The organism is Chryseobacterium sp. OSA05B, from assembly GCF_019970065.1.
Lineage (GTDB): Bacteria > Bacteroidota > Bacteroidia > Flavobacteriales > Weeksellaceae > Chryseobacterium.
The window spans coordinates 342,144-361,518 of record NZ_JAHXYH010000004.1 but is presented as its reverse complement, the minus strand read 5'-3'; the positions used below and the strand labels follow the sequence as shown (position 1 = coordinate 361,518).

At 39.4% G+C, this 19,375-nt stretch carries 14 protein-coding genes; 13 read left to right on the top strand and 1 reads right to left on the bottom strand.

Annotated features, from left to right (window positions below; genetic code table 11):
* Positions 1 to 225: 225 nt before the first annotated feature.
* The 7 genes from LC419_RS17380 (at position 226) to LC419_RS17350 (ending at position 10,105) form a co-directional block, all read left to right on the top strand.
* Complete coding sequence (locus LC419_RS17380; RefSeq protein ID WP_223608550.1) at positions 226 to 1,662, top strand: regulatory iron-sulfur-containing complex subunit RicT; 1,437 nt, start codon at positions 226 to 228, stop codon at positions 1,660 to 1,662.
* Entirely contained in the window at positions 1,655 to 2,119 is a 465-nt protein-coding gene (locus LC419_RS17375; protein WP_223608549.1) for a gliding motility lipoprotein GldH, read from the top strand. The genes LC419_RS17380 and LC419_RS17375 overlap by 8 nt, the downstream gene beginning before the upstream one ends.
* 6 nt (positions 2,120 to 2,125) lie before the next feature.
* A complete protein-coding gene (locus LC419_RS17370; protein ID WP_223608548.1) occupies positions 2,126 to 4,504 on the top strand; it encodes a transglycosylase domain-containing protein in 2,379 nt (792 codons plus the stop codon).
* 75 nt (positions 4,505 to 4,579) lie between these two features.
* A complete protein-coding gene (locus LC419_RS17365) occupies positions 4,580 to 6,121 on the top strand; it encodes a YdiU family protein (RefSeq protein WP_223608547.1) in 1,542 nt (513 codons plus the stop codon).
* A gap of 86 nt (positions 6,122 to 6,207) precedes the next feature.
* Positions 6,208 to 7,539 carry a T9SS type A sorting domain-containing protein gene (locus LC419_RS17360; protein ID WP_223608546.1) on the top strand — a complete coding sequence of 444 codons (1,332 nt, stop codon included), beginning with the start codon at positions 6,208 to 6,210 and terminating at the stop codon, positions 7,537 to 7,539.
* A 370-nt stretch (positions 7,540 to 7,909) separates the two neighbouring features.
* Positions 7,910 to 8,752 carry a T9SS type A sorting domain-containing protein gene (locus tag LC419_RS17355; RefSeq protein ID WP_223608545.1) on the top strand — a complete coding sequence of 281 codons (843 nt, stop codon included), beginning with the start codon at positions 7,910 to 7,912 and terminating at the stop codon, positions 8,750 to 8,752.
* Between the two features lie 75 nt (positions 8,753 to 8,827).
* The gene (locus tag LC419_RS17350; protein WP_223608544.1) at positions 8,828 to 10,105 is read left to right on the top strand and encodes a DUF6080 domain-containing protein; all 1,278 of its coding nucleotides are present in this window, start codon (positions 8,828 to 8,830) and stop codon (positions 10,103 to 10,105) included.
* A gap of 47 nt (positions 10,106 to 10,152) precedes the next feature.
* Here the strand turns inward: LC419_RS17350 and LC419_RS17345 are convergent, their stop codons facing one another.
* The gene (locus LC419_RS17345; protein WP_223608543.1) at positions 10,153 to 10,710 is read right to left on the bottom strand and encodes an SPOR domain-containing protein; all 558 of its coding nucleotides are present in this window, start codon (positions 10,708 to 10,710) and stop codon (positions 10,153 to 10,155) included.
* Positions 10,711 to 10,892: 182 nt separating this feature from the next.
* Here LC419_RS17345 and LC419_RS17340 point away from each other — a divergent pair, with 182 nt between their 5' ends.
* Genes LC419_RS17340 through LC419_RS17315 form a run of 6 tightly spaced genes read left to right on the top strand, consistent with a single transcriptional unit; the run spans position 10,893 to position 19,317 of the window.
* Positions 10,893 to 12,254 carry a c-type cytochrome gene (locus tag LC419_RS17340; RefSeq protein WP_223608542.1) on the top strand — a complete coding sequence of 454 codons (1,362 nt, stop codon included), beginning with the start codon at positions 10,893 to 10,895 and terminating at the stop codon, positions 12,252 to 12,254.
* Positions 12,255 to 12,277: 23 nt separating this feature from the next.
* Complete coding sequence (locus LC419_RS17335; protein ID WP_223608541.1) at positions 12,278 to 15,343, top strand: TAT-variant-translocated molybdopterin oxidoreductase; 3,066 nt, start codon at positions 12,278 to 12,280, stop codon at positions 15,341 to 15,343.
* A 25-nt stretch (positions 15,344 to 15,368) separates the two neighbouring features.
* Positions 15,369 to 16,766, top strand: a complete 1,398-nt coding sequence (nrfD, locus tag LC419_RS17330; protein ID WP_034724187.1) for an NrfD/PsrC family molybdoenzyme membrane anchor subunit — start codon at positions 15,369 to 15,371, stop codon at positions 16,764 to 16,766.
* The gene (locus LC419_RS17325) at positions 16,753 to 17,274 is read left to right on the top strand and encodes a DUF3341 domain-containing protein (protein WP_223608540.1); all 522 of its coding nucleotides are present in this window, start codon (positions 16,753 to 16,755) and stop codon (positions 17,272 to 17,274) included. The genes nrfD and LC419_RS17325 overlap by 14 nt, the downstream gene beginning before the upstream one ends.
* Before the next feature lies 1 nt (position 17,275).
* The gene (locus LC419_RS17320; protein ID WP_223608539.1) at positions 17,276 to 17,977 is read left to right on the top strand and encodes a cytochrome c; all 702 of its coding nucleotides are present in this window, start codon (positions 17,276 to 17,278) and stop codon (positions 17,975 to 17,977) included.
* 8 nt (positions 17,978 to 17,985) lie between these two features.
* Complete coding sequence (locus tag LC419_RS17315) at positions 17,986 to 19,317, top strand: hypothetical protein (RefSeq protein ID WP_034724192.1); 1,332 nt, start codon at positions 17,986 to 17,988, stop codon at positions 19,315 to 19,317.
* Positions 19,318 to 19,375 lie beyond the last annotated feature (58 nt).

The window sequence follows — 19,375 nt, the reverse complement described above, 5'->3', positions numbered from 1 at the left end:
ATTTCTTAATATTTTAAACAATATCCTAAAAGAAAATTATGTTTAAAATAGCACTTTAGAAATACATTCACTTAAACACATACTGTTTAGTAACTTATCCACTTTTTATGGATCGCATATTTTTTACGTTTAATGTTAAACAACAGCGATATTGAATATTTAAGTATTTTAGAATTGCATAAAGATAAATTTACATAAATTTGCAAGATTATAAAAAATAGTTATATGAGTTGTGGATGCAAAACATCCGGCGATTCTGCCCATTCTTGCGGACCCAAGAAAACCGCGAATGGTTGTGAAAGTGTAAATACCTGTGGTAATAGTTATAAATTAAGTGTTTTCGATTGGCTTTCTAACATCAACAACCCCGCATCGAACAGGTGCGACCTTGTGGAAGTTAGATTTAAAAATGATAGAAAATCGTTTTATAGAAATGTAAATAATATTCCTTTACATATAGGTAGCGTAGTAACAGTAGAATCGAGTCCCGGACACGATGTAGGCGTTGTAAGCCTCACCGGAGAATTAGTAAAGATTCAGATGAAAAAGAAAAAATTTCCTGAAGAATCTATACTCAAAATATACAGACAGGCTAACCAGAAGGACCTTGAGGTCTGGCAGGAAGCCAGAAAAAAAGAAGACGCCGTAAAGCTGGAAGCAAGAAAGATTGCCCATAGAATCGGTCTCGAAATGAAAGTCACTGATGTAGAATATCAGGGAGACTCTTCAAAGATCACTTTCTATTACACCGCTGATAACCGAGTGGATTTCAGGCAGTTGATCAAAGAATACGCAGGTGCTTTCAGAACGAAAATCGATATGAAACAGATCGGTTTCAGACAGGAAGCTGCAAAAGTTGGAGGTATCGGATCATGCGGAAGAGAACTTTGCTGTTCAACATGGTTGACCGATTTCAGATCTGTGAATACCAATGTAGCCAGATATCAGCAGCTGAGCATTAACCCGCAAAAGCTTGCAGGACAATGTGGTAAACTGAAATGCTGTCTTAACTATGAACTGGACAGCTACCTTGATGCATTAAGTCATTTCCCTTCTTCATCCACTACGTTGGACACGGAAAAAGGAAGAGCATTCTGTATCAAAATAGACGTTTTCAAAAAGAAAATGTGGTTTGCTTATGTAGACAGCTCAATGGCATGGTATGACTTTGATATTGATCTTGTTAAGAAACTAATCGCAAAAAATAAAAGAGGCGAAAGAACCCTTCCCCTGGAAGATCTGAAACAGCCTGACATTCCGGTTCCATCCATCGACCTGATCCAGGAAAACAATGTGGACAGATTCGAAAAGAAGAACAGAGGAAACAACAGGAACAGAAACCAAAATCAAAACAGACCGAACAACAACGGGCAAAACCAGGGAGGACAGCAGGGACAAGGCCAGGGACCAAAGAAAAACAGACCGGAAAGGCCTGAAAGATCCGAGAGACCTGACAGACCGGAAAGAACAGAAAACCCTAATGCTAATGCCAACTCCGGAAATCAGCAAAGGCCTCAACAGAAGCCACAGCCTAAGCCGCAACAGCCAAAAGCACAGGTAGAAAAAACTGACAATCCTTCTGATCCTGAGAAAAAACAACAGAATCCGAACAAGAAAAATTTTAAAAAGAAATATCCTCCAAAAAAAGATAAAAATGCGTAAAATTTTAGGATTATTATCTCTTATACTTTTCTTTAGCTGCCAATCTTCTTCGGAAGAAAACATCATCATGAATTCCGTTAATAACAAATGGAATAAGAAAAGTGAGCAAAAATTTAATCTTGAAGTTTCAGATCCGCAAAATCCTAAAAATATTATATTTGTCGTAAGAAATAACAATACTTATCCTTACAGCAATATAAGATTTATTGTAAACTTCACCAATCTTCAGAACAAAAAGAAGGAAACAGATACCCTGAATTACGTTCTGGCAAAACCAAACGGCGAATGGCTTGGTACAGGTTTTGGTGATACGAAGGAAGCATTATTTCAGTATAAATTGAACTATAAATTTCCGGGAAAGGGAAAGTATGAAATCAGCCTTACACAGGCGATGAGGAATGACAACCTTCCGGGGATTGAAGACGTTGGAGTAAAACTAGAAACGGCTAAACCGTAACCATCAATGGAAGACAACAGACAAAACGCAGGAAATAAGGGAAAAACCTTCCCTCTTCCTCCCAAAAAAAACAAAAATACCTCTTGGAAAAAATGGGTTAAATTTATTTGGATTGGACTCATTGCGGTCGTTTTAGGTATTTCAGGACTTTTCTTTGCCGTTTCCCAGGGCTTTCTTGGAGAAATGCCGGATGTAAAAGAATTGGAAAACCCTGATATCTATGTGGCTTCTGAAATCATTTCATCCGATGGAGTTACTTTAGGCAGGTTTGAAAAGGAAAAAACCCAGCCAATTGTTTATAAAGACCTTCCCCCTTATCTTATTTATGCCCTTCAGGCTAAAGAGGATGAGCGTTTTAAGGAACATTCGGGAATTGACCTTCAGTCTATTGCAAGGGCTGTCGTGTATGGAGGTGGCCGAGGTGGAGGTTCTACCATTACCCAACAGCTTGCCAAGCTTCTTTTTACAGGATCTGCTTCTCAGAATAAAATTGAAAGAGCTTTCCAGAAACTGAAGGAATGGGTTGTAGCCGTAAGTCTTGAAAAAAGATACACCAAAGAAGAGATCATTACTTTGTATTTCAATAAGTTTGACTTTCTTTTCAATGCAAACGGTGTAGAAATGGCTTCCAAGGTTTATTTTAACAAAAAAACTTCGCAGCTTACTCTTCCTGAGGCGGCAATGTTTGTAGCCATGCTGGAAAATCCAAGAAAAAACAATCCTTACAGATATCCGGACAGAGCAAAGGAAAGAAGAAATGTCGTACTGGATCAGATGCAGAAGACCGGTTATATTGATCAGGCTACTTATGAAAAAGCCATCAGTACACCGATCGCTGTAGACTTCCACCCTATTAAAAATATTACAGACGGATATTCTGCGTATTATAAATTTTATTTAAGAAAAGAAATAGACCGATATCTTGAAGGTTATGAAAAGGAAACAGGCAAGAAGCTTAACCTTTATAAAGACGGACTGAAGATCTACGTTACCTTAGATTCCAAAATGCAGAAGTACGCAGAAGAATCAATCAAAGAACACCTTACGGATGTTCAGAAAAGATTTGACGCAGAACAGAGAGGAAGAAAAAGCTGGCCATTCTATTATCTTACCGATAAGGAGATTAATAGTGTAATGATGCAGGCTGTAAGAAGAACCGGCCGTTATAAGCTTTTAAAGGCAGACGGTATGCCTGAAGACTCCATTATTATGGAGTTTAAAAAACCTACCAAAACTTCACGATTCACATGGAGTGGTGAAGAGGAAGTGGAAATGTCTCCATGGGATTCTATCAGATGGCACAAAAAAGTGGCACAGGCAGGTTTAATGTCTATGGTACCTGGAAGTGGAGAGATCAAAGCGTGGGTAGGTGGTATAGACTGGCAACATTTCCAGTATGACCACATTAAACAGGGTAAAAGACAGGTAGGATCTACCTTCAAGCCTTTCGTTTATGCTACAGCCATTATGAAACTGGGTATGACCCCGTGTTCAACGGTTTCTAACGGAACTTATGACCATAAGGGATGGCACGTTCCGGGAAGAGGTGGAATGCTGACGTTAAAAGACGGTCTTGCACACTCTCAAAACCCGATCGCCGCCCGACTTATTGAGATGACTGGTGTAGATGCCGTTATTCAGACCGCAAGAGACCTGGGAGTAACAGAAGATATTCCTAGAAACAATACCATTGCCTTAGGTTCATCAGATATTACCATCTATGAAATGCTAGGTGCCTACAGTACTTTCGCTAACTATGGAAACTACAACAAACCGGAAATGATCTGGAGAATTGAAGATGCCAACGGAAGGGTAATCAAGGAAGTCAATGTAGAGCCGAAAGAAGTTATGAACCCAATGTACGCCTACACCATGATCGAACTGATGAAAGGTGTTGCACAATACGGTACGGCTTCCGGAGAATTGGGAAGAAGAGGTATTTCAAAAGGTGTGGAAATTGCTGCTAAAACAGGTACTACACAGAACAATTCTGACGGTTGGTTTATGGGTATCACTCCAAAACTGGCAACAGGGGCCTGGGTAGGCTGGGAAGACAGAGCGACCCACTTCTTTGGAACCGGGGAAGGTCAGGGTGCGAAAATGGCATTACCAATCTGGGCGATCTTTATGAAGAAAGTCTGGGCAGACAAGTCACTGGGAATTACTCCTGATGATAAATTCACCAGACCATCAGACTGGAAAGACGGATGTTCAAACCTGAAAGGCCTTGGTGAAGGATATGGAGATGATGGAGGACTTCAGACGATTGATGAGATCAAAAATCCAAAAGCCCCAGATCCTACTCCTAAAAACAATACAGACAAGAAAGAAGAAAACATCAATGACAATCTTCACTCCACCGATGAGGTAGATTTCAATAAATAAATTCTCTTTTAGAAATACACAAGACCTTTCAATAATTTGGAAGGTCTTGTCTTTTATAATTAATACCTTTGATCTATGAATATTGAACAAATCAAACAGCCTTTTACCGATATATTTCCAGGTGATCTTTCTGACAACCCAATGCAGAGAAATACTCCAAAAGTTTTATTTGCCACCACAAAGCCTGCAGGCTTTGACGGACCCAAACTTATTGCTTTTAATCAAACCCTGTCGGAAGAAATAGGCCTTGGACAATATGAAGAAAAAGATCTGGGTTTTCTCGTGGGAAACAATCTTCCCGACAATGTAAAAACCTACGCTACGGCTTATGCAGGACATCAGTTCGGAAACTGGGCAGGGCAGCTTGGAGACGGAAGAGCAATACTTGCCGGAGAAATCATCAATAAAAATGGAAAAAAGACAGAAATCCAATGGAAAGGGGCTGGTGCCACTCCCTATTCGAGACATGCAGACGGAAGAGCTGTACTTAGATCTTCCGTGCGCGAATACCTGATGAGTGAGGCCATGTTTCACCTTGGAGTTCCTACAACCAGAGCGTTAAGCCTGGCCTTTACCGGGGAGGATGTGGTAAGAGATATGATGTATAACGGAAATCCACAGCTGGAAAAAGGCGCTGTAGTCGTAAGAACAGCCGAAAGTTTTCTGCGCTTCGGGCATTTTGAACTGATCTCTGCACAGAGAGAATATGATACACTCCAGGATCTGGTTGATTTTACTATCGACAATTATTATCCGGAAATTACAGCAGAGGGCGTTCAGAAATACAAAGAATTCTTTGAAAATATCTGCACAAGAACTGCCAATCTTATGACGGAATGGTTCCGCGTAGGATTTGTTCATGGTGTTATGAATACCGATAATATGTCTGTTTTAGGATTAACGATAGATTATGGTCCTTATTCAATGATGGACGAATATAACCTTAATTTCACTCCCAATACGACCGATCTGCCGGGAAGAAGATATGCTTTTGGAAAACAGGGCCAGATCTCACAGTGGAATCTCTGGCAGCTTGCCAACTCCCTTCACCCGATAATCAAAGATGAAAAATTTTTGGAAGATACTTTAAACCACTACGGAACCTATTTCTGGAAAGCTCACGACCAGATGCTTTGCGAAAAATTCGGCTTCGATGAACTCAGGGAGAGCGACGAAGAATTCTTCACCAACTGGCAGGGACTGATGCAGGAACTTCAGCTGGATTACACATTATTCTTTAATCAGCTGGAAAAACTAAGTCCTGCAAGTGACCTGAAAGCTCTTTTTGAAAACGTCTCCTATGTTGTTCTATCTGATGCGAGAGTTAAAAAACTGGAGGATTTTGCTAAAAAATATGAAGCAAGACTTTCATCAAATACCATTTCAAAGGAAGAATCTCAATCCATAATGAAACGTTCAAACCCAAAGTTTACTCTTAGAAATTATCTTCTTTATGAATGCATTGAAGAAATAAATAACGGAAATACGGAAATGCTTGAACAACTTACGCGAGCTTTGGAAAATCCTTATGAAGAATTATATCCCGAATATTCTGTAAAAAGGCCGGCCGCCTATGATGACACGACGGGATGCTCTACACTTTCCTGCAGTTCGTAATAGATAAAATACACTGGTTGTGCTTTTTAAATAAATTATATTTACCATAGTGATGTTTTTTTTGTTATTTTTATAAAAAAATCATTATGAAAAGAATTCTATTTTCCATTACGGCATTATTAATCAGCTCTGCCTCATTCGCTCAGTATTGGAGCACTCAAAACTCAGGATTTGCAGCTCCATCAAGAGGAATCAGCGGCATGGAAGTGTATGATGCTAATACGGTATGGGCTTTTGCCTATAATGGACTAAGTACAACAACCAACGTTCAGGAATTTACAAAAACATCCAATGGAGGTACTACCTGGACATCAGGAAATATCAATGTAGGCAATACGGCTTTAAGAATCACCAATATCTCAGGTGTAAGTGCTACAACAGCATGGGTAGGAGCTTTTGACAATACAGCCGGCTTGGGAGGTGTATGGAAAACTTCGGATGGTGGCGCAACCTGGACCAACCAGCATATGCTGACCACCGCCGGGCAATCATGGACCAATTACGTTCACTTTTTTGATGCCAATAACGGTATTGTCGGTGGCGATCCGGAGAATGGTGAGTTTGAAATTTACACCACATCCAATGGAGGCACAACATGGACAAGAGTTCCAGGCACCAGCATTCCCGACCCTCTGACAGATGAATATGGATATAATGGCGGATATTATTCTGTAGGTAATAATATATTCTTTTATACAGGAAAAGGAAGAATTTACAAATCAACAGATAAAGGTTTAACATGGACTGTACTGGCTACCAACTCCATTATCAGTGATTTTGGAGGTGCTACTGTAAGCGGAGATATGGCATGGAGTGATGCAAACACGGGAATAATCCTAAGAAAAACGTTCACAGGTCAAACCCCTACTGGGCTACAGCTCCACAGAACAACAGATGGAGGAGCCACGTGGTCACAAGTTACCTTCACTGGAATTACGGCTGCCAATAACATCAGCGATATCACTTATATACCCGGTACGACTATTTTGGTAGCAGCCAGCTCTTCCAACACAAGCGGAGGATCATGGAAAAGCAACAACGGAACCACATGGACTGCTATAGACGCGGTACAGCATTTAAGTGTAAAATGCTTCAACGCAAGCACTTGTTATTCGGGAGGATTCAACACATCTGCCACTATTGGAGGAATGTTTAAATCTACACAGGTACTTGCTACATCTGAAACTGTGAGCAAGGCAAAACAAACGTCAGTTTATCCTAATCCAACAAAAGGTGAAATCAATATTAAAACAGATCAAAAGATAAAAATGATTTCAGTCCTAGACATGTCCGGAAAAACAGTTATTGAAACAGATTCAGGAAAAACAGATTTATCTTCATTACCAAAAGGGACCTATATAATTAAAGCAGCGCTTACCAATGGTACATCAATCACTGAAAAAGTGATCAAACAATAATAACAATTTGTTAAACACTTATTTAAAACTCACCGTTTCCGGTGAGTTTTTTTCTTTATAGCAGCTCTATCATCATTCTAAAAAATATACTTTTCTACTAAAAGCTGCTATAGACTATTCTTCCTTTACCATGAATCAAAGACTTAAACACTATGAGCATAAAAATGCCCCCCCACAGACCAAGGAAACTTTTATCAAGATCGGCATCTCAAATATTATGTAAAGACACTGCCTTCGGATGAAAGAACAACTAAATAATTCTACATTTACACACAATTATTAACGGATAAATTACAACATTTGTCGAATTTTATTGAATTTTTTATACCTGATTATTATTTTTTCACTAATTTTAGAAAAAAATAATATTATGAAGAAAACTCTCTTTTCTCTATGTGTATTGCTTGGAATAACAGCAACAAACGCTCAGATTATACTCTCTGAGGATTTCGAAGGTGCTACATTTCCTTCCACAGGATGGACAAGAACTCAAACAGTAGCAGCCAGACCTTGGCAGCTGACAAGCGCATTTCCTACAAGTATATCCGGATTCCTTATTTCAGGTACTAAATCCGCTGGTGTAGATTATATCAACCAAAATAACAATGCTGCATTGATCAGTCCTGCATTTTCACTTACAGGTACAACAACACCCGTTTTAAAATTCAAGGTAAAGGTAGGCTGGAATTATATGATCGGCCAAAATCTTGGAAATCTTGTGGCTCAAATTTCAACAGATGGTGGTACAGCCTGGACTACTCTTTGGGATGAAGACACAGAAGCAGGATTTACTGATGACAACGACGGCAATCCAGCAACAGACCTTTACAACACAGTATCAGTACAAAAAGCTCTAACCGCTTATGCTGGACAAGCTAACGTTAAAATCAGATTTCAGTATATCGCTAATGATGCAGATGCTATTTCTATAGATGACATCCAGGTTCTAGGAAGTGCTACTTTAGGCACTCAGGAAACATCTTCTAAGTCTAAAGAGTCGGTAGCACTTTACCCTAACCCTACAAAAGGAGAAATCAATATCAAAACTGACCAAAAGATTAAATCTACTACCGTTTTTGATATGACAGGTAAATCTTTACTTCAAAACGATACTGAAAAAGCTGATATATCTTCACTTCCAAAAGGAACTTATTTAGTTAAAATTAGTTTTGCCGATGGAAGTACTTCCACAAGAAAAGTTATCAAGCAATAATCACATCATCATAAACTTTAAAACTCACCTCAAATGGTGAGTTTTTTTATTTTATTTTTGCAAAAAAACTGACACGTGTCTTTTATTAAAACAAAACTCATCTACCTATTAAAACAGGTCTTTCCCTCTTCTTACACGGAATTGGCAGTATTTATCTTCTTCCTCATCTGCTACGGAACGCTGGGTACTTATATCGCGCTTCATTATCGTATCATTTTTGACAGTAGAATTCCCTGGGATGCCTATTTCAGTTTTGACAATAAAGCCATTGTAATGACCGGTGGGAGTTTTGAAAGACATCCTCTGGCGTATTACTTTTTCAACTGGGTCAGAGAGTTCTCATTACTTATTTCGGGTGGCAAAATGGATGCGACCTTCAGACTTACCCTTGCCTGGCTAAGCAACACCGCCATAAGCCTTTGCATGGTGCAGGTTTTTAAATACCTTAAGAATATTATCCGACTTCCTCTAAGGATGAGCCTGCTCATCATTTTGTTCTTCGGTTTGTTTTCCACCAGTATCATCCTTTCTTTTACGCCTGAGAATTTCACTTATACCCTACTGTTGCTAAGTATTTATAATTATTATGCAGCGGTACAGCTCAGAAAAGATGAAAAAATACCCGGATCTGCACTTACGCTTGCCGGAATTACCATTGGTGGTCTTACCATTACTAATCTTTTCAAGGTTTTTATTCCTGTATTATTTGAGAAGGGGCTTTTCAGAAGCTGGAAAAAATTTGGAAATGCGGCATTCCGCGTAATTCTTACCACTTCCTGTTTTGTATTTCTTTATCTGCTGAGGATTGATTTTAAGTATGAAAACATCTTCTCAAAAACCAATCAGCAGTATGAAAAATTCTCCAATGTAGAATCCATTCCGGATTGGGACATGATGCTTTCTTACTTTTTTGGAGGCAGTATTCTGTTTCCAAGCTTCATGACAACGGACAAACATAATATGAAAGGTTTTGACTTTAAAGGTCTTTTAATGGAACCCTATTCATCTCCGGTTTGTTATGCTTTTATCACAGTTTTATTAGCATTGATTTTGTGGAGTTATATTAAAAATTCCAAAAACAAACTGGTGCAGATTGTGGCCATTTCATTCATCGTCGACATTGTCATTCACTGCATTATGCGATTTGGCCTTCATACGTCTTATATCTACGGAGGACACTTTGTTTTTGTCTACCCATTGCTTTTAGGATGGCTGTTTTATGCCTACAAAACACAACCCAAAACCTTCTCATTTTTGATGATAACCCTGGTTATCCTGTTTGTTTTTCTGCTGGCTAATAACCTGTACAGAATGTCAGACTTTTTCCAGTTTTTAGAAACCTACTACCAATAAAAAAGCCGGGAAAATTCCCGGCTTTGCTTTTTATATTTCCTGAAGGCTTATCTCGCTTCTGAACAGAAAATTCTGTATTGTACTGCGATCGCCGATTTAAAGTATTCTCTAATTTTAGACAGATCAGATGACGCACTTTGTTTTGTGAAATAACTTCCTGCTAAAATTTTATAGTTAGGTCTCAAAGAAGCATCCGTCTCCACTTTCAGGTTCGGGAATCTTTTTCTGAAATAAGATTTCACCTCGTTGGCCTCCTCATTACTTTTAACCGTAGTGATCTGAATTTTGAATCCTAAAATCCTAGGATTTTTTCTACAAATCTCAGCATTGCTCAATTCTCTGCTCGGAATATAGATTTTTGGCGGTTTTGTCGTGTTGACTATTCCATTATCTGTATTATTTTCTCTTACGGAAGAACCTGAAGGACCTCCTGTAGTTCTTGAACATTTATCTTCAATTCCTCCCAAAGCAGCACTTACTTTGGAATCCATAGTCATAATTAGCTCTGTCCCGGACAGCGTATCTTTTTGAACAACCTGTTGGGCTTCAAGACTATAAAACCCAAATAAAGATATTATTGAAAATATTTTGATTAAATTTCTCATTTAAACTTGTTTCTGCAAATCTATTAAAATTAAAAAATTATACCAAACAACACTATTTAGAATCAATACAAATTAAACGTAAATGATATTTTCCCTTTTCCATATACCGTTAAATTCCTGTTAAAAATATTATTTTTGCGGAATTGATTGGTTCAATATTTTACTAACATAAGATAATTTAAATGATTAGTTGGAGAAAGCATTATAAACAAACGTTGATCGCAATAGGCTTATTGCTATCGACAAGTGCTTCAATTTACGGGCAAGACGGCGATCCTAAAAACGGAGAGAAACTTTTCAAAGCAAATTGTACTGCATGTCACGCGCTGGACAAACAGGTAATAGGACCACCTCTTAAGGGTGTTGTAGAACGTGTAAAGACAGAGGGTGGTGTAGACAAAGATTGGCTTCACAAGTGGATCAAAGACAATAAAGCTCTGAGAGCTTCTGGGGATAAATACGCCAATGAGATTTTCGAAAAATTTAATAAGACTGAAATGTTGCAGTTTCCTAATCTTACGGATAAGGACATTGATGACATTTTAGCGTACACAACTAATCCGCCAGCTCCGGAAGAGAAGAAACCGGCAGCGGGAACAGCTACAGCAGACGGTGCGGCAGCAGCTCCGGCAAATAATACTACAACAAGCGTAGTTATTATTTCACTTCTGGCCATTGCAGCACTATTGGTTTGGATCTTAATTAAACTGAGACAATTGGTTAAATTGGGTCAATCCGAAGACTTAGCAGGACTTAACGAAACAAGAGTTAAATCTTTCAGCGAAATTTATGAGAAGTACCACTACGTAGGTAAAGCAGCATTGGGTATCCTTGCCCTTCTGGCCGCTTACGGAGTTTGGAACTGGATCATGTGGATCGGTGTTTACAAAGGGTATAAACCTGAACAGCCTATCTACTTCTCTCACAAAATTCACGCGGGAGAACAAAAAATCGACTGTCAGTTATGTCACTCAAGTGCCAAATACGGTAAAGTATCTGAGATTCCATCGATGAACGTTTGTATGAACTGTCACAGAACTATTTCTGAGTACAACGCAGACCATTACATGGAGCCAGGAAAAGATAAAGCATTCTACGACGGTGAAATCCAGAAGATCTATGCCGCTACAGGCTGGGATCCTGCCAAACAGCAGTACACTGGAAAAACACAGCCGGTTGAATGGACCAGAATCCACAACATGCCAGACTTCGTGTACTTCAACCACTCTCAGCACGTAGTAGCGGGTGAACAAGCGATCATTAATTCTTTCAACAAAAAGAATCCAAACAACAAAATTGATGTTGTATGTAAAGCTTGTCACGGAAAAATTGATACAATGAATGTTGTTCAAATGGCTAACGACTTCACCATGGGATGGTGTATCGAATGTCACAGAACTACTGAGGTTGATATGAACAACGGTTATAATAAAGAATACTTCAAGAATCTACATGACAAGTTGAAAAAACAATATCCTCAGGATGGCGGTAAGATCACTGTAGATGCAATTGGAGGTCTTGAGTGTGGTAAATGTCATTATTAATAACTAAAAAATTAGAAGTATAAATGGCTTCAAACAAAATACAATTTAGAAGTATTCATGAACTTAAAGACCCGGCTTTGAACAATAAGCTGGCTCAGAAAGAGTTTCAGGAAGAAATTCCGGTAGAAGATTTCCTTGGAGATGCTGAACAGAACGGATCCAGTACTTCAAGAAGAGATTTCTTAAAAATATTAGGATTCTCTACAGCAGCCGTAACATTGGCTGCCTGTGAAGCACCGGTAATCAAAACGATTCCTTATGTGGTAAAGCCACATGACATCATTCCAGGGGTTCCGAATTATTACGCTTCAACATATTTTGACGGATTCGACTTCGCCAGTGTTTTAGTAAAGACCCGTGAAGGAAGACCTATCAAAATAGATCCAAACCCGGCAGCAGGTGATTTAGGAACAACTAATGCAAGAGCTCAGGCAAGTGTACTTTCTCTTTATGATAACGATAAAGTAAAGCAACCTAAACTGGACGGTAAAGACGAAACTTTCGATAAAGTAGACAGTTTTATCCTTAAAGGTCTGGCAGATGCAAGTGCAGCAGGTAAAAAGATCGTGCTTTTGTCACACTCTTTCCCTTCTCCTACTTTCAAAAAGCTATTTGCTGAATTTAAAGCTAAATATCCAACTGCGGAACTGGTAACTTACGATGCGTATCCTCACTCTGCAGCTTTAGATGCAGCTCAGGAAGTATTCGGACAGAGAGCATTACCGGTATATGACCTTAAAGGTTCAGAATTGGTAGTTTCTTTCCAGGCTGATTTCTTAGGAGATTACAACGGAGCAAGTTTAGAAACATCTTTCGCAGCAGCAAGAAAGCCAGGTCCAAACATGTTGAGACACATTCAGGTGGAATCAAACATGTCATTGACCGGTGCTAACGCTGACTCAAGATACAGATTAAAGCCAAGTGCTGTAAACAAGACTTTAGTTGAAGTTTACAATGCAATCGTAGGGGGTGGTACTTCAGATAAGACCGCAACTGAAATTGCAACTGAACTTAAAGCGAAAGGCAGCAAGGCTGTTGTTTTAGCAGACGGTTCTAAGGGAGCACAGGTTTTAGCACACTTAATCAACCAAAAATTAGGTTCAGTAGCTTTCACAGGTAAAGCCAACTTCCTGAAAGAATTTGATAAAGCAAGATACCAGGAATTCTTAGGATGGGTAAATGCAGGTCAGGTTGGCGTATTGATCGCAAACAACGTAGACCCAATCTACTCTCACCCGAAAGGAGAAGATTTCAAAAAATCTTTAGCTAAAGTTGCTTGTGTAGTAGCCGTAGCAGATAAGAAAAATGAAATGTACAAAGCAGCGAAAGCTGTAATCCCGGTAGCTAACTGGCTGGAGTCTTGGGGTGATATCGAACCTCAGACCGGCGTATATTCATTAATGCAGCCTACGATCCAGAAGATCTACAAATCAAGACAGATTGAAGAATCTCTATTGGTTTGGAAAAACGGTAAAAACAGCGCAGCAAACAATTACTATGACTATCTGAAAGGAAGCGCAGCATCTATCTTAGGCGCTACTTCATTCAACAAAGCTTTATATAACGGTATCACTACTTCCAATAATGCAACGGCATTATCTTATTCAGGAGGAAATGCTGCTCAGGCTATTGCTGAATTAGGAAACTTCAAAGCTTCTGAATTAGAATTAGTATTATACACCAAACCTTCAATGGGTGACGGTACTCAGGCCAACAACCCTTGGCTTCAGGAACTACCGGATCCTATCACAAGAATGTCTTGGGATAATTATCTGACTATTTCTCCAAAAGACGCAGAAAAATTTGCAATTGACAACGATCTTAATGCAAGAATGCAGCTGGATGGTTCTATTGTAAACCTTACTGTAAACGGAGTAACAATAAAAGACGTTCCTGTATTTATTCAACCGGGACAGGCAGAAGGATCAGTAGGTCTTGCGCTTGGATACGGTAAAAAAGATTCCGGAACAACTGCAGATACCGGTGTGAACGCTTATCCATTATTTGACGGTACTAACCTGACTGTTTCAGGAGTTAAGATCGAAAAAACAGGGGAAGATCACCAATTCGCAGGTATCCAGCTTCAGAATACATTAATGGGACGTTATGAAATCGCTAAGGAAGTTCCTTTAGCTGAATTCATCAACGTAGCTTTCGATGACGAACATAAAGGATGGAATAAGCCTTTGGAATATCACACGATCAGTGGAGCCCTTCCGGCAAGAAAGATTGACCTTTGGGATGCTTTCGATGATACGGACGGACCTCACTTCAACTTATCAATCGACTTGAACTCTTGTACTGGTTGTGGAGCATGTATCATTGCTTGTCAGGCAGAAAACAACGTTCCTGTAGTAGGTAAAGAAGAGATCAGAATGTCAAGAGATATGTATTGGTTAAGAATTGACCGTTACTATTCTTCAAGACAGAAAGTAGAAGTATACGAAGGATTGAAAGAAGGAATGGCAGTACCTGAATTGTACGGTACCGCATTCGGAGACGGAGGGGCATTAAACCACCCTGCAGACAATCCTGATGTGATCTTCCAGCCGGTTATGTGTCAGCACTGTAACCACGCTCCTTGTGAAACTGTATGTCCGGTAGCGGCTACTTCACACGGTAAGCAAGGTCAGAACCATATGGCTTACAACAGATGTATCGGTACCAGATATTGTGCAAACAACTGTCCGTACAAAGTAAGACGTTTCAACTGGTTCACTTATAACCTAAACGACAAGTTCGATTTCAACATGAACAACGATCTTGGAAGAATGGTACTAAACCCTGACGTAGTAGTAAGAACCAGAGGGGTTATGGAGAAATGTTCAATGTGTATCCAGGAAACTCAGGCTACTATTTTAGCAGCTAAGAGAGACAACAGAAAAGTAACAGATACTGAATTCAAGAATTCTTGTGCATGTGCTGCTGCTTGTTCTACCGGAGCAATGACGTTCGGAGACATGAATGACAAAGAATCTGAAGTGAGAGAATTATATTCTAGCAACAGAAGATATTATTTACTTGAAGAGATTGGCACAAAACCAAACGTGTTCTATCACACTAAAGTAAGAAACAGAGTAGAAAAATAAAGTTTAAATAATAAATAGGTAAAAAATGTCAGGACATTACGAAGCTCCGATAAGGGAACCTCTAATTATTGGTCACAAAACTTATCACGATATTACGGAAGATATCGCACGACCTATCGAAGAAAGAGCAGGTAAATTATGGTGGATCTCACTATACGCAGCCTTAGTTCTATTTCTATACGGATTCGGCTGTATCGCCTACACTATCGGGACAGGTATTGGAGCATGGGGGCTTAACAGAACTATTAACTGGGGTTGGGATATTACCAACTTCGTATGGTGGGTAGGTATCGGTCACGCCGGAACACTTATCTCCGCAGTATTATTATTATTTAGACAGCGTTGGAGAATGTCTGTAAACAGATCTGCAGAGGCGATGACAATCTTTGCGGTTGTACAGGCAGCGATCTTCCCTGTAATCCACATGGGTAGAGTTTGGGTAGGATACTGGGTATTCCCATTACCGAACCAGTTCGGTTCTCTTTGGGGGAACTTTAACTCTCCTCTACTTTGGGACGTATTTGCAATCTCAACGTATTTCTCAGTATCAACTGTATTCTGGTTCATGGGACTAATCCCTGACTTTGCAATGATCAGAGATAGGGCTAAAACGCCTTGGACTAAGAAAATTTATACATTCCTAGCATTTGGATGGGGTGGTAAAGCAAAACACTGGCAGAGATTCGAAGAACTTTCTTTGGTTCTTGCAGGTTTAGCTACTCCACTTGTATTCTCGGTACACACTACGGTATCATTTGACTTCGCAACGTCGGTTATTAAAGGATGGCACTCTACAATCTACCCTCCTTACTTCGTAGCCGGTGCGATCTTCTCAGGATTCGCGATGGTACAGACGCTATTGTTGATTGCCAGAAAAGTATGTCACTTAGAAGAATACATCACAATGTATCATATTGAAATTATGAACATCGTAATCGTTCTTACCGGTGGTATGGTAACGGTGGCTTATGCTACTGAATATTTCATCGGATGGTATTCGGGTTCAAGATTTGAAGACTTTACATACCTTTCTCCGGGTGCTGCAGTAGGACCTTACTGGTGGGCATTCTGGGCGCTGATTACTTGTAACTTGATTGTTCCTGCATTATTCTGGTTCAAGAGAGTAAGAACAAACATTATCGCTACATTTATTATCGCGTTAATTATTAACATCGGTATGTGGTTTGAGCGTTTTGACATCATCGTTATCAACCTTTCGAGAGATTACTTACCAGGATCTTGGACTATGTTTAAGCCAACGATCATTGATGTGGGTGTATATTTAGGAACAATCGGATTCTTCTCTGTATTATTCTTACTATACGCAAGAACGTTCCCTGTAATTGCACAGGCTGAATTAAAATCGATTCTGAAAATTTCAGGTGAAACTTATAAAGCAAAAGAAGGAGATGAGCACCACTAAAATTGTATACGGACTTTATGCCGATGACGACGATTTAATGAACGGCGTTAAGGCATTCAACGATAAAGGAATTGCGATCAACGAAGTGTATACTCCGTTTCCGGTTCACGGACTTGACAAAGCTCTAGGTTTAAAGAAAACCAGAATTTCTGATGCTGCATTCTTCTATGCTCTTTATGGAGTGACCATCGGTGCTACGGTAACGTGGTATGTGATGAATCATGACTGGCCTCAAAATATTGGTGGTAAACCAGCTTTTGACTGGGCACACAACATGCCTGCATTCGTGGTACCTATGTTCGAATTAATGGTATTCTGTGCCGCTCACATGATGTCTCTAACTTTCCTGGCTAGAAACAAAATGTATCCGGGAGCTCCGGCTCAGAACCCAGATCCAAGAACTACTGATGATAAATTCCTTATGGAGTTTGTAACTGAAGACGTAGAGTCTGTAAAGCAGTTACTTATTGAAACTGGAGTTGAAGAAATAACTGTTAAAGACGCTTAAAATGAAAAAGAATGTATTAAAAATTACAGCTATTTTAGGTTTAGCAACGGTTTTACTTAATTCTTGCGGACCCAAAGAAAATACACCATTGGTATATTTCCCGGATATGTATTTTCCGGTAGCTTACGATCCATTGATGAAAGCTCAGGATGCTTATTCAGATCATGAAAATGAAATCCCTGCTTTCGTTAAAAATAGCTTTGCAACAGGTCTTGCTCCTGTAGAAGGTTCAGTTGCTCAGAATAAAGACGGCGTTTTCGAAGAAAGTCTTCTTCCTAAAAACGTAGACGAATATAACGCAGGTTACGATGCATCCAAAAAGATGACAGGATCTCCTCTTAATCCGGCTAATGCAGCTAAGGATATTGAAAGAGGAAAAATGCTGTTCGATCATACTTGTGCTGCATGTCACGGAACTGGTGGTGATGGACAAGGTCCAATTGTACAAAGCGGTGCTTTCTCTGGTGTACCAAACTATGCCGACAGAGAGCTTACTGTAGGATCTGTTCATTATGTATTAACTAACGGTAGAAATGCAATGGGATCTTATGCTGGTCAGCTTAATGCTGGAGACAGATGGAGAGTGGCCATGTATGTGATGAGCGCCTTCAAAAAAGGAGCGGCAGCACCCGCAGCAGCTACAACGGCTACAGCTACACCAGCTGCAGCTGCAACAGAGACTACTACCGAAACTAAAAAATAAGAAAAGAAATGTATAGTTTTTCACCAAAATTAAAATCAACTTCTCTAATACTTCTTGTTGTAGGTTTAGTTCTGTTTGGTATTGGTTATTTCATGAATCATGGAATCAGTACGGAGAGAATTAAAGAAATGATGGAGGCAGTTCACTCTGCAGGTCACACAGCACCTACTCACTCCAGTGAAATGGTAGGACCTCAGGATGAAGCTTCTCATTTAGAGCATGCGACAATGCAGATTCATAATTCGCCTTTAGCATCCATACATTTCGTAGCTGTATTTTTCTTCGGAGTAAGTTGTGCAGTATTATTTTTCTACTGTATTCAGCATGCAGCTCATGCAGGATGGCCAATCATTATTACAAGAGTAATGGAAGCTATTGCTTCTTATATCCCTTATGGAGGTGCTATTTTAGTAATATTAATGTTACTGAATATCTTCCACCAGGGTCATATTTTCCACTGGATGGATCCGGATTTGACAGATCCTAATTCTGCTCATTTCGACGTGATCCTATTCGAAAAGAAAAGATTCTTAAACATCCCTTTCTATGCGATCAGAACATTGATCTACGTAATCGGAGCATCATTCTTCGCATGGAAACTTAAAGCACAGTCTAAAAAAGTGGACGATACAAAATCTTTGGTTGAGTATCAGTTCCTTTACAGATGGGCAGTAGGATATATCGCATTCTTCGGATTTGCTTCTGCAGCTTGGGCTTGGGACTGGTTGATGTCTATTGACCCTCACTGGTATTCTACAATGTATATCTGGTATTCAATGGTAAGCTGTCTTTCAAGTGGAATCGCTGTGATAATCCTTCTAAGTGTTTATCTTAAGAAAAACGGATTCTTACCTCAGTTCAATGACAACCACTTACACGATTTAGGAGTATTCCTTTTCGCTACAAGTATGCTTTGGACTTATACATGGTTTGCTCAATTCATGCTTTACTGGTATGCGAACGTTCCGGAAGAGGTGAACTACTTCTTCGGAAGATTCCAGCACTACGGTATTACTTTCTTACCAATGTTGATCGTGAACTTCTTATTACCACTATTGGTATTAGTGAGCAGCAGCATCAAGAGAAATTACAAAGTAGTAACCGTTATGGCTGTTGTGGTTATTTTAGGACACATCTTAGACTACTTCAATATGGTAATGCCGGGAACAGTAGGTCCATACTGGAAAACTCCTGAAGTATTCATCTTAATATTAGGTGCACTCCTTTTTGTAGTTGGATTGTTCATGTTCACAGTATTGACAGCATTGTCTAAACTGAAACTGATCCCTACAGGTAACCCTTACCTTCACGAATCTGAAATTTATGAGTATCCTTTCTAAGGACTTGTAACAGAAATAAAATAAAAAAGACTGATTGTAATGATCAGTCTTTTTTTAT

What these genes read in the sequence shown, in the direction of transcription:
- LC419_RS17340 (WP_223608542.1), top strand. Translation starts at nt 10,893, where the DNA reads ATGATTAGTTGGAGAAAGCATTATAAACAAACGTTGATCGCAATAGGC.
- LC419_RS17320 (WP_223608539.1), top strand. Translation starts at nt 17,276, where the DNA reads ATGAAAAAGAATGTATTAAAAATTACAGCTATTTTAGGTTTAGCAACG.
- LC419_RS17335 (WP_223608541.1), top strand. Translation starts at nt 12,278, where the DNA reads ATGGCTTCAAACAAAATACAATTTAGAAGTATTCATGAACTTAAAGAC.
- LC419_RS17315 (WP_034724192.1), top strand. Translation starts at nt 17,986, where the DNA reads ATGTATAGTTTTTCACCAAAATTAAAATCAACTTCTCTAATACTTCTT.
- nrfD (WP_034724187.1), top strand. Translation starts at nt 15,369, where the DNA reads ATGTCAGGACATTACGAAGCTCCGATAAGGGAACCTCTAATTATTGGT.
- LC419_RS17375 (WP_223608549.1), top strand. Translation starts at nt 1,655, where the DNA reads ATGCGTAAAATTTTAGGATTATTATCTCTTATACTTTTCTTTAGCTGC.
- LC419_RS17380 (WP_223608550.1), top strand. Translation starts at nt 226, where the DNA reads ATGAGTTGTGGATGCAAAACATCCGGCGATTCTGCCCATTCTTGCGGA.
- LC419_RS17325 (WP_223608540.1), top strand. Translation starts at nt 16,753, where the DNA reads ATGAGCACCACTAAAATTGTATACGGACTTTATGCCGATGACGACGAT.
- LC419_RS17360 (WP_223608546.1), top strand. Translation starts at nt 6,208, where the DNA reads ATGAAAAGAATTCTATTTTCCATTACGGCATTATTAATCAGCTCTGCC.
- LC419_RS17370 (WP_223608548.1), top strand. Translation starts at nt 2,126, where the DNA reads ATGGAAGACAACAGACAAAACGCAGGAAATAAGGGAAAAACCTTCCCT.
- LC419_RS17365 (WP_223608547.1), top strand. Translation starts at nt 4,580, where the DNA reads ATGAATATTGAACAAATCAAACAGCCTTTTACCGATATATTTCCAGGT.
- LC419_RS17345 (WP_223608543.1), bottom strand. Translation starts at nt 10,710, where the DNA reads ATGAGAAATTTAATCAAAATATTTTCAATAATATCTTTATTTGGGTTT.
- LC419_RS17355 (WP_223608545.1), top strand. Translation starts at nt 7,910, where the DNA reads ATGAAGAAAACTCTCTTTTCTCTATGTGTATTGCTTGGAATAACAGCA.